Annotated in this window: 9 protein-coding genes; 4 read left to right on the top strand and 5 right to left on the bottom strand. The window is 62.7% G+C overall.

From position 1 onward, the window contains the following. A partial coding sequence (locus B5X69_RS19650; protein WP_139375896.1) for a transposase family protein occupies positions 1–155 on the bottom strand: 155 nt, incomplete at its 3' end. Positions 156–249: 94 nt separating this feature from the next. Between B5X69_RS19650 and cysN the strand changes: the two genes are divergently transcribed. The 3 genes from cysN to B5X69_RS19635 are packed head-to-tail and all read left to right on the top strand — an operon-like array spanning position 250 to position 3678. Then, positions 250–2163, top strand: coding sequence for a sulfate adenylyltransferase subunit CysN (gene cysN / locus B5X69_RS19645; RefSeq protein WP_079640208.1), 1914 nt, complete (start codon positions 250–252; stop codon positions 2161–2163). Between the two features lie 13 nt (positions 2164–2176). Further along, positions 2177–2932: a 3'(2'),5'-bisphosphate nucleotidase CysQ gene (locus tag B5X69_RS19640; RefSeq protein ID WP_079640207.1), complete on the top strand. Its 756-nt coding sequence runs from the start codon at positions 2177–2179 to the stop codon at positions 2930–2932. A gap of 29 nt (positions 2933–2961) precedes the next feature. Then, complete coding sequence (locus tag B5X69_RS19635; protein WP_079640206.1) at positions 2962–3678, top strand: 2-oxo acid dehydrogenase subunit E2; 717 nt, start codon at positions 2962–2964, stop codon at positions 3676–3678. 193 nt (positions 3679–3871) lie between these two features. Here B5X69_RS19635 and B5X69_RS19630 read toward each other — a convergent pair whose 3' ends face one another. Next, positions 3872–5023, bottom strand: a complete 1152-nt coding sequence (locus B5X69_RS19630; protein ID WP_079640205.1) for a Gfo/Idh/MocA family protein — start codon at positions 5021–5023, stop codon at positions 3872–3874. Positions 5024–5700: 677 nt separating this feature from the next. Between B5X69_RS19630 and B5X69_RS19625 the strand changes: the two genes are divergently transcribed. Continuing rightward, on the top strand, positions 5701–8124 hold the full coding sequence (locus B5X69_RS19625) for a TonB-dependent receptor (RefSeq protein WP_176141702.1): 2424 nt from the start codon (positions 5701–5703) through the stop codon (positions 8122–8124). Positions 8125–8463: 339 nt separating this feature from the next. Here B5X69_RS19625 and B5X69_RS19620 read toward each other — a convergent pair whose 3' ends face one another. The 3 genes from B5X69_RS19620 to B5X69_RS19610 all read right to left on the bottom strand — a co-directional run. Next, positions 8464–9714: a cytochrome P450 gene (locus B5X69_RS19620; RefSeq protein WP_079640203.1), complete on the bottom strand. Its 1251-nt coding sequence runs from the start codon at positions 9712–9714 to the stop codon at positions 8464–8466. 9 nt (positions 9715–9723) lie between these two features. Beyond that, the gene (locus B5X69_RS19615; RefSeq protein ID WP_079640202.1) at positions 9724–10953 is read right to left on the bottom strand and encodes a cytochrome P450; all 1230 of its coding nucleotides are present in this window, start codon (positions 10951–10953) and stop codon (positions 9724–9726) included. 10 nt (positions 10954–10963) lie between these two features. Further along, on the bottom strand, positions 10964–11546 hold a 583-nt coding region (locus tag B5X69_RS19610), incomplete at its 5' end, for an SDR family NAD(P)-dependent oxidoreductase (RefSeq protein WP_139375895.1).

Genomic DNA, 11546 nt, shown 5'->3' with positions numbered 1-11546 from the left:
CGATCCACCGCGAAATCCGCAAAATCCGAACAACTCTCCGCCCCGCAAATCGACGCCGTCAGCGCCATCGTCAGCACTTCCAGCAGATCGTGACGGCGCGCGTTGCCCGTTCGCGGATCGCGAAGATCATCAAACGCCGCGGCAAACCAGGACATGGATATCCTCCTTACTGTGAGGACACCCAAAGAATCCATATCAACTCATCACGCTACTATATTTTCAAATGCGATTCCCCTGGGGGTACTTCTGATGAGCGGCCAGGACGTGATCTACAAGACCGATTCCCTCATCGCCGAGGATATCGACGCCTATCTCGATACCCATCAGCACAAGTCGATGCTGCGCTTCATCACGTGCGGTTCGGTTGACGATGGCAAGTCGACGCTGATCGGCAGGTTGTTGTACGACAGCAAGATGATCTTCGAGGACCAGCTCGACGCGCTGCAGTCCGATTCGAAGAAAGTCGGCACGCAAGGGCAGGAAATCGACTTCGCGCTGCTCGTCGACGGGCTTGCAGCAGAGCGCGAGCAGGGCATCACCATCGACGTCGCCTATCGCTTCTTCAACACCGAGAAGCGCAAGTTCATCGTCGCCGACTGCCCCGGGCACGAGCAGTATACTCGCAACATGGTGACCGGCGCGTCGACGGCGGACCTTGCCGTCATCCTGATCGACGCGCGCAAGGGCGTGCTGGTGCAGACGCGGCGCCACTCGTACCTGTGCCACCTGATCGGCATCAGGAACCTGGTGCTGGCGGTGAACAAGATGGACCTGGTCGACTACAGCCAGCAAGTCTTCGACGACATCGTCGCCGACTATACCGAATTCGCGCGCAGCATCGGGATCGAGACCTTCACCGCGATGCCCATCTCCGGCTTCAAGGGCGACAACATCACCGCTGCGTCGGATAATACGCCGTGGTACAAGGGGCCGACGCTGGTCGAACATCTCGAAACGGTCGAGGTTCTCTCGTCGGTCGATGCCGCAAAGCCGTTTCGCCTGCCGGTGCAGTGGGTCAACCGTCCCAATCTCGACTTCCGGGGCTTTTCCGGCCTGATTGCCACCGGCTCGGTCAAGCCGGGCGACGAAGTGCGGGTCCTGCCGTCGGGCAAGACCAGCACGGTCACCCGGATCGTGACGCTCGACGGCGACCTCGACAAGGCGACGGCCGGGCAGTCGGTGACCGTATGCTTTGCCGACGAGATCGACTGCTCGCGCGGGAACGTGATCGCGGTGGCCGACAATCCGCCGCAGGCCGCCGACCAGTTCGAGGCGACGCTGGTGTGGCTGAATGACGAGGCGATGCATGTCGGCCGGGCCTACTGGCTCAAGCTCGGCACGCAGACCGTGTCGGTCACCGTCCAGCAGCCGAAATACGCGGTCAACGTCAATACGATGGAACATGTCGCGGTCAAGACGCTCGACCTCAATGCGATCGGCGTGGCCGAGATCATCACCGACAAGGACCTGGTGTTCGAGCCCTATGCGGAAAACCGGTCGCTCGGGGGCTTCATCCTGATCGACAAGCTGACCAACGCCACGGTCGCCGCCGGGATGATCAACTTCAGCCTGCGCCGTGCCCAGAACGTTCACTGGCAGCCGACCGACCTGACGCGCAAGGACCACGCGTCACTCAAGAACCAGACTCCGAAGGTGCTGTGGTTCACCGGTCTTTCGGGTGCCGGCAAGAGCACTATCGCCAATGCGGTCGAAACCCGTCTCAACCTGATGAACCGGCATACGTTCCTGCTCGACGGCGATAACGTGCGCCACGGGCTCAACAAGGACCTGGGCTTTACCGAGGCGGACCGGATCGAGAACATCCGCCGCGTCGGCGAAGTGGCGAAGCTGATGACCGATGCCGGCCTCATCGTGCTGACCGCCTTCATCAGCCCGTTCCGTGCCGAGCGCGACATGGTCCGCGCCATGCTGCCCGAAGGTGAGTTCGTCGAGATCTTCGTCGATACCCCGCTCGCCGTGGCCGAAAGCCGCGACGTCAAGGGCCTCTACAAGAAGGCGCGTGCGGGCGAGCTCAAGAACTTTACCGGCATCGACAGCCCCTACGAGGAACCCAAATCGCCCGAGATCAGGGTCAACACCTCGGAGATGTCGGTCGAAGAAGCGGCGGAGCACATCATCCGCCAGCTCATGCCGCTGAAGTGAGGGAGACGGTTCCATGGCAATGACCGACGCCGACCTCGCCGCTCACCTCGTCCAAGTGGCGGGAGAGCTGCTTATCACGGTACGCAGCAGCGGCATGCTGAGCCTCAAGGCTCTGGGCAAGGCTGGCGATGCCACCGCCAACCAGTTCCTCGTACATGCCCTGCGCGAGCAGCGGCCGGACGACGGGCTGCTGTCCGAAGAGGAAAAGGACAACCCCGACCGTCTGGCATGTTCGCGCGTATGGATCGTCGACCCCGTCGACGGAACGCGCGAATACGGCGAAGAGCGGACCGACTGGGCGGTCCACGTCGCGCTCGCGATCGACGGGGCACCAGTGGTTGGCGCCGTGGCGCTGCCGGGCGCGGGCGAACTCCTGCGCAGCGACGCACCGATCACCGTGTCTGCCGCGCCGCACAAGCTGCGCATGGTCGTCAGCCGCACACGACCGGCCGCCGAAGCCTTGGCCGTGGCCGAGGCGATCGGCGCCGAACTGGTGCCGATGGGCAGCGCCGGGGCCAAGGCCATGGCGGTCATCCGGGGCGAGGCGGACATCTACCTCCATTCCGGCGGGCAATACGAATGGGACAGTTGCGCGCCGGTCGCCGTGGCGCTCGCCCACGGCCTGCACTGCAGCCGGATCGACGGCAGCCCGTTGGTCTATAACCAGGCCGACACCTATCTTCCCGACCTGCTCGTCTGCCGCAAGGAACATGCGGAAATGGTGCTGAGCCAGATCGCCGCGATCTCGAAGTCCTCGGCGACCACCTGACCTCGTCGCGAAGCCAAGGGAATTACTTCATGACACAAGCCACCCTCGCGGACTATCTGGCGCAATTCGGCGAGGTCGAGGCTCGGCCACTGTCGCGGATCCAGCAGGTCGTCGCCCGCCGGCTGACGCAGAGCTGGACGTCGATACCGCATGTCACCCATCATGACGATGTCGATGTGACGAGTCTCGAGGACCATCGGGCCGCCCTCGCGGCGACTTCAGGCAAGGTAACGCCGCTGGCTTTCGTCGCCAAGGCGATCGCCCGTGCCTTTGCGGATTTCCCGCAATTCAACGCATCGTTGAGCGAGGACCGCAAGACCCTCATCGTCAAGAAGTATGCCAACATCGGCATTGCGGTCGATACCCCCGGGGGTCTTGTCGTGCCCGTCCTGCGGAACGTCGATACCCGCGACGTGGCTGATCTCGCGAAGGAGATCCGCGAGCTTGGCACGCAGGCGCGTGAGAAGGGCCTGCCGATGAGCCTGATGGAAGGCGGTTCGATGACGATCTCGTCGCTTGGCGGAATCGGCGGCACCGGCTTCACGCCCATCGTGAACCAGCCCGAGGTGGCAATACTGGGCATTACCCAGACTAGGGTGAAGCCGGTCTGGGACGGAACCGCGTTCCAGCCGAGGGTGATGATGCCGCTCTCGCTGAGCTACGACCATCGCGTGATAAACGGCGCGGACGCGGCGCGCTTCCTGCGCAAGCTCGAACAGATCCTGGGCGAGCCCGCCCATCTGTGAACCCGCCATCCGGTGGCTGCCGAGATGCCGGATGGCGCAATGACGCGCGGTGCGTCGTAGGCGTTCAGCGGGGTCCGAGCCATCTCTTGGACCCACCGGCTGCCAGACTGCTGCGTCGGCACCCTCGATCGACGGCAATTCGAAGATCGACCTGCCCGGCTGATGCGCCAAGGCAGGTCGATGCTTCTCTAGCCTAAAGGTCCGCAATCGATACGCGTCGTCCGGTATCGTTCGACTGTTCGAGCGCGATGACGACCTTGTGCGCGTGCAGGGCTTCGTCGAAGCTGGGAGAGGGGCGGGCGTTCCCCTTTATGGCCTCGAGCATATTGTGGAACATCCAGCCCATCTCGACGAGGTAGGCCGGCGCGTTGTCCTTGTTCCACGGGGTGTTCGGCACGGCGTAATGCTCAGGCGCGATTTCGACCGGCCCGCCGGTCAGTTCGCCATATTCCTTCTGCGCGACAGGGCCGGCATAGAGTTTCGCACTGATCCCGTCGCCAAAGGTCGGGTCGGTATAGAGCAGGCGGCCGCGATCACCCCAGACCTCGAGACGGATGACTTCGGCGTCGGGGACGCACCATCCGGTTTGCAGGTTGCCGATCGCCCCGTTCTCAAGCCGCATGACCGCGCAGCCCAGGTCGGCCGTATCGGGTTCGAGGACCATGCCGTTGGGAAGCGGCCACTCCTTCAAGCCCGTCGCCTGCAGACCGGTGACTTCCGCCACAGGGCCAAGCAGGTGGGTCAGCAGCAGGGTCGTATGGGTGCCGAAATTGCGCCATGCACTGCCGCCGCTCTCCTTGTCGGCAAGCCACAGGTATGGGTCCATGCCGGCTTCGGGAAAGGCGCAGGCCGGATAGATCAGCCCGTCGCGCTCCCACAGCGGCATGTGCAGCTGCATGTTGAAGCCGAGAACCTTGCCGAGGAACCCCTCGTCGATCATCTGCTTCATCTGCAGCGCCGCCGCGCCCCACCGGAATTGCGCGTCGGCAACACCGATCAAACCCTTTTCGCGGGCAAGGTCGGCCTGCGCCTTGGCCTGATCAAGGGTGATCGCGAAAGGCAGTGCGTTGTACACATGTTTGCCCGCGTTCAGAGCGGCCATCACCATTTCCGGGCGATAGGCCGGGCGACTGCCGACGTCGATGATGTCGATCTCGGGATCGGCAACGAGGTCGGCGATGCTCCAGTAGGCCTTGGGAATGTTGAACGCCGCGGCAGCGGCTTCGGCCGTTTCCTTGTGCGCCGTGCAGACCGCTGCGACTTCGACGTCGGGCAATTGCTGCCAGATCATGCCATGGACCTTGAGGCTCCAATTGGCACCGATGATGCCGATTTTGGTGGTCATTCTGCTTCTCTTCGTAATGATATGATCGCCGTCCTTTTCCCTCGGAATCGGAAAAGTCCGCGTTGGCCAGCCCGTGCTGCGTCGCCTTCCGATACCAAAGGCAACTTCGAGCGATAGCTGTCCAGTGCAAGCACGCAGGGCTCGCATGCTTATCAGCTATGCGATTGATACCGGTCGGCGCCGGCGGGAAGGCGGGTCCAGGTCGCGCGGTGTTGCCCCACGCGCCCGGCGGAATGGCGCCTTCCACCACGACGAGGCAAGAAAGGTCCCGCATCGGACGCGATCGCGGATCGTAGAGCGCGCGCAAGCGACCGATATCAGATAGAAAATACACGCCGCCCGGCAATTTTCATTGCCGCAGAACCCGCTATGGGGCGGCCCACAAGAGCTTGCCGGACATCGGTTCGTAGACGTGGAGGCGGATGCTTCGCGATCCCCGGGCGGTGTCGCTCAACATGGGACAGGCAGCAGGACTGGTCTTTCGTCAATCCTGTAGCCGGCTGCGCGCTGTCGGGCGATGGCGCGCTGCCAGCGTCATGCACGCGGGGTCCCCTGTCGGACAAGTCGATACGATCCGGACGGAGTTCCGGAGGGGGAAAGGACAACCAGCCGGACATGCGCGTGTCCGGGCAGGTGTCCTTTCGCCCGCTCACCATGACGTTGCAAAGGGATAGATGATGAAAGCTTCAGCAAGGAACGTGGCCATTTCGGGGATGGCGCTGTCCATCGCCCTGATCGCCCAGACGGCGCAGGCGCAGGACACCGCGCAGGCAGAGCAAACGGTTGAGGCGGACGCTCCGGCGGAAGCCGAAAGCGGCTTCGGCGAAATCCTCGTGACAGCACGCAAGGTCGGCGAATCCTCGCAGTCGCTGCCGATCTCGGTGGCCGCGTTTACCGGCGAAGAACTGGAGCAGAAGGTCGTGCTCAGCGCGCAGGACCTTCAGGCTATCACTCCGGGCCTGACGGTTTCCAACAACGCGACGGGCGGTGTGCCGGTCTTCGCGATCCGCGGCACCTCGACCGAACTCGGCATCGACGGCGGCGTGGCCCTCTATTTCAACGACGTGCCGCTCATCTCGACAGTGGGCATCATGAATTCGTTCTACGACGTGTCGGCGATCGAAGTGCTCAAGGGCCCGCAGGGGACGCAATTCGGCACCAACACCACCGGCGGCACGATCTCGGTCCGCACCAATCTGCCGACCGATGAATTCGAAGGCTACGGCAAGGTCGGCTACGGCAACTTCGATCGCCGCGAGATCGAAGGCATGATCAATATTCCGGTCAACGAAGCAATCGGGTTCCGGTTTGCGGGCAACTACGTCAAGCGCGACGGTTACGTGAAGAACCCGGACAATGCCGGCATTCTGCCCGAGGATTTCCAGGACGAAAACCATTTTTCGCTGCGCGGGACCATGTCGATCAAGAGCGGCATATTGGATAACGTCCTGATCGCCGATTACTACAACCGCGACGAAGCGCCTTACACGGCCGTGCCGGTCAAGTATGTCACCAGCGGGCTCGGCATCTTTCCGCCCGATCTCGGTGCCAAGGTGGGTACTTACAACAGAGTGTACATGGCGCCCAACCTAACTGGTGTCCAGCCCGACCTGTTCGGCCGGGCCGACCTGTTCGGCGTGCAGAACCGCACAAACCTCGAGCTGTCGGATACGGTTTCGCTGCGCAATGTGCTTGGCTATCGCAATGACCACACGACGAATTCTGAAAATCCTCCGGGCTTCACCCGTCCCGTCACCACGGACGTGTACCGGGATGACAAGGTTTCGCAGTGGACAGACGACGTCACCTTGCTTTTCGCCAGTACCGATCTCGGTCTGCGCGTCAGCGTAGGCGGCTATTATTCGTTCATGCGCCGCAAGACCGGCATCAACGCCAACGTGCTGCAAGGTCTCTTCGCCGCCTTTGGCGCTCCGAACAATGTCATCAGCACCAACAATTTCGAACGCAAGGAAACGGAATCGAGGGCGCTGTACACCAACGGTGAATACGACATCACCGATACCCTTATCGTGTCGGCCGGCTACCGTTACAACTGGGATGAAGTCCGCTCGAACGTGACGGCGGGCAGCAACGTATTCAACCCCGCCACCCCGCTGGGCACCCTGCCGATCTTCGGTGCGGATTTCTTCCCGACTGCGGAACGTCCATGCGACCTCAGCAGCCTGCTGGGATATGCCAACTTCAATCCCGCAACGTGCGAAGCGTCACGCAGTGCGACGTTCAAGGCACCGAGCTGGATGTTCGGTCTTTCCAACAAGTTCAGCAACCGTGTGCTCGGCTATGCCAAGATCAGCCACGGCTATCTTGCCGGTGGCACCAACTTTACACTGCGTGATGAGGGGCGCACGACCTACCAGCCGGAAAAGAACACGATGATCGAAGTCGGCGTGAAGGCGGACTGGGATCTCGGCGGTCGACCGATCCGCGTCAACGCTGCGCTCTATCGCGGCAAGATCAGCGGCAAGCAGGTGTTCGCCAACGCCAACTACGATGGCGGCGGCACCGGCTTTGGCGTGGTCAACGCGGCCAAGGAAACGATCTACGGCCTCGATCTGGAAACCCGCTATTCGCCGGTCGCGGGGCTGACGCTGGACCTGAACTACAACTACATCAAAGCCAAGTTCGATGAGTTCATCTATCCAGGTCTGGGTGGACCGAGCAATGCGACGTACATTCCGCCGGTCGACCTCAGCGGCGCGACCCCGGCCCAGACACCCAAGCATCAGATCAACGGTGCGATCACCTACGTCTGGCCGACCGATGACGACACGGGCGAAGTTTCGACGACACTGTCAGGCTACTACACCAGCCGGACGACGCAGGCCAACCGGCTGGGCGAGTTCGACAAGTTGGCAGGGGGCGCCGAATTCAACGAGCTTCCCGGCTATTTCCTCGCGAACGGCTCGATTAACTGGAAGAACGTGATGGGTTCGCCCGCCACGCTCCAGATCTGGGGCCGCAACCTGTTGAACAAGCGTTACGGGACATCGTCGCAGGTTCAGTTCGCGACCTTCGGCTACGCCACCATCACGTATGGCCCGCCGCGTACCTACGGCGCTTCGCTCCGCTTTGACTTCTGACGATTGACGAACCACCGCGCTTCGGGGCGATCGCCACGAAGCGCGGTGTTTTTTCGGGCTCGAATGCAAGGCGGCGTTCTCAGGCCCTGTCGGTTCGGGTCTGGCAGCCGAACTGTCTCGGTTACGCAATCGATCGCGGAACGCTGTCGCCTGCTTCATGCACGCAGCAGACCACTTCACGAACCGTGGATTGTCACGGCAGCCGCAATCGCGATCCTCGCGTCGGCTGCGGCTGCGGCTGCGGCTGCTTCTCCGGCTCCAGCATTTGGCGCGGGTCGCAGTGGGGTGCGGGGAGCGATCGACGCAAAAGGTGCCGATCGCTACCGCCGCGATCAATCCCTAACTGTCGAACAGGACGCGCAGTTCGATCGGCGCGCGAGAGTTGAAGCCCACGATCTGCGGCGGCGGATAGTCCGGGTCGAGCCTCAGATTGGGCAGGCGGTCGAGCAGCGCATTGACGGCGCGGTTCATCTCGATGCGAGCCAGATGCTGGCCAATGCAGACGTGGGGGCCTAACGCGAAGGCGGCGTGGCGCTTCTGTTCGCGAAAGATATCGAACTTGTCGGGATCGGGATAGCGCGACGGATCACGATTCAACGTGGCCTGGACGACATCGACCTTCGCACCGGCCGGTATCGTGACGCCCATCAACTCGACATCGCACAGGGTTTGCCGGGTCATCGCCGTCAGCGGCCCGTCCCAGCGCAGCGCCTCGTCAATCGCCTGGTCCACCAGAGAGCGGTCGGCACGAATGGCTGCAAGCTGATCGGGATTGGTGAGGAGGCCGACCAGTAGCGCACTCGTACCGCGATATGTCGTGTCGCCGGAAGCGTTGAGAAGCTGGCGCAGGAACGACACGGCGATATCGTCGGGCAGGCGTTCGCCGCCCACTTCGGCCTGGGCCAGCATCGTGACGATGTCATCGCCATGCCCCTGGCGGCGCTCGTTCAGCAGCTTCAGCAGATAGTCGCCCATCTTGCGCGACGCTTCGACGGCATGGGGATAGTCGACCATTATGCACATCAGCCCGACCGCGAGCTTGTGAAACAGCGCGCCTTCGTCCTTGGGTAAGCCTAGCTGGGCATAGACGACGTCAAACGGGTAGCGGCTGGTAAATTCGCGGACGAGGTCGGCCTTGCCATTGCCGACGAAGCCGTCGATCAGGCGATTGACCACTTCCGGCACGAGGTGGGATCCCCAACTCAGCACCTGCTTCGGCATGAACGCCTGCTGGAAAAGCCGCCGATAACGCGTGTGTTCGGGCGCATCCATTCCGTTGATCGAGGCGCCGAAGGATTCGGCATAGACGCGCATCATGATCTCGTTCGAGAACGTCGGCGCCTTCAGATAGGCCTTGGTAACGGCCTCTGTTCCGAAGACCATGTAACTCGGCACATCGGACCACAGCGCGAATTCCTCCAGGCCGAACTGCTCGCGCAGGGACCCGACCTGTACCGGACCGCGTGCCGCCAGCTCGTGGAATCGGGGCCACGGGTCCATGATCTCGAACAGCCCGGCCGCCGTATCGAAGGTCTTGAACGGATCGAAGCCGGGATCGTCGAAGTCGGATATGCGGGCGATGGCATTCATTGGTGGTTCCTAGTTGCCCGGAAGCGGCTGAGCCGCGTTTGGCCAAACCAGCGGCAGGGCGACAACGCCGTTTACGGCTCCGGTCGCCATGGCCACGGCCCGCTCGGGATCGACGCCGAAACTGGGCACGCGCCTGATCCATTCTTCCAGCATGATCGTGATTTCGCTGCGCGCCAAACCTGCGCCGGGGCAGTTGTGTACGCCGATGCCGAAGGTACAGTGCGTGCTGCGCTTGCGGTCGATATCGACGGTGGCGGCATCGTCCCAGCGCCCCTCGTCAAGACCGTGCAGGCAACTGGCGAGAACGAGCATGTCGCCCGCCTTCATCGCATAGCCTTCACGCTCGATATCCTGCACGATCCTTCGACCCGGATTGGCGACGGCGAAACGCCGCAGCATTTCCTCGATCGCGATCGACAGCCTGGCGGGATTGCCCGCCAGGTCACGATATTGATCCGGATGCGTGGCCAGGAAGTGCATGATGAAGCCCATCATGCTGGCGACCGTGTCGAGGCCGCCGAACATGACATCCATGCACTGGCCCAGCACTTCCAGTTCGTTCATCGGCCGGTCGCCGACCTTGCCGTGGATGATCGCGCTCAGCAGGTCGTCGCCGGGCTCGGCCCGACGCTTGTCGATCCATTCTGCAAGATAGGTCGACATGCGCGTGGTATTGCTGGTGCGATCTTCCTCGGACTGCGGACGGATCACCTTGTCGACAACGTCCACAAGCCATTCGCGATCCGAATCCGGCAAGTTCACCAGCGTCAGGAAGATACGCATCGGCACGTGACGCGCGAATTCGGTCATGAACTCGCACGAGCCGCGGTCCAGAAAACCGTCGATGAGTTCGGCACTCATCGAACGCACCTCGTCCATCAGGCCGCGAACGGCCTTGGGGCTGACGAAGGGCAGCACGATCTTGCGATAGTAGTGGTGCTCGGGTTCGTCCGATTCATTGGGGATGAGTTTGAACGATCCGTCGCCCGGCGGGATCTGGATATCGTTGGCCGACACCCGGTCGAGGTCGGGGAAGATATCCCACAGCAGTTCGGCCGATGTCAGGATCCAGTGGCCGCCGTTGTGGGGCGTCCAGACGAAGCCGGGGTTGCCCGGAATGTCGAGTGCCTTCCACGCCATCTGCGGGTCGGTATCGCCGCCGGGGAGGGCATAGATGTTGGCGTCGACGACCAGTTCGGGCGGAACGTGGGCGGGCCTTTCCGCAAGCACAGTTGCCATTGTCGTTTCCTTACTTCGCAAGTCGCGCGCGCTGTGCGGCGATGATGGGCTCGAATTCGTCGAAGACGATGTGGGGCATGGCGAATCTCGATATGTCGTCGATTTCGGCCATGTGCCGTTCGATGTCCTCGGGCATGGGCGGGTTCTCGAAGTCGGCCAGCCAGCCTTCGGTCGCGCCGATGAACACCTTGGCAAAGCGGCCGGCGGTAGCGCTGTAGAAGCCGTGGCTCGTCTTGCACCGCTCGCTGACCAGCCACAGCACCATCGGCGTGACGTATTCGTTGCGCATGCACGGTGCGATCAATTCCATGCCCGGCGGCGCCGCCTCCATCAACCCTGCGGGCCAGTCCATCTCGCCATCCCCGCGGCCGAGCCGTCCCGAACCCGTCGGCAACAGGCCGTTGGCCTGGATGCCGTGGCTCGCGCCTTCGAGCGCTATGACGTTGACGAGCCCGGCAAGGCCGAGCTTGGCCGCGGCGTAGTTGGCCTGCCACGGCATGCCGAAGAAGGCCGAGGCGGAATTGGTCATCAGGATCCGGCCATAGCCGTTGCGCTTCATCGCCGCGAACGCCGGCTGGCCGACGTAGAACCCG

The organism is Sphingopyxis flava, from assembly GCF_900168005.1.
GTDB lineage: Bacteria > Pseudomonadota > Alphaproteobacteria > Sphingomonadales > Sphingomonadaceae > Sphingopyxis > Sphingopyxis flava.
The sequence above is the reverse complement of the archived record's forward strand: the minus strand, read 5'-3'. Positions and strand labels throughout refer to the sequence as shown.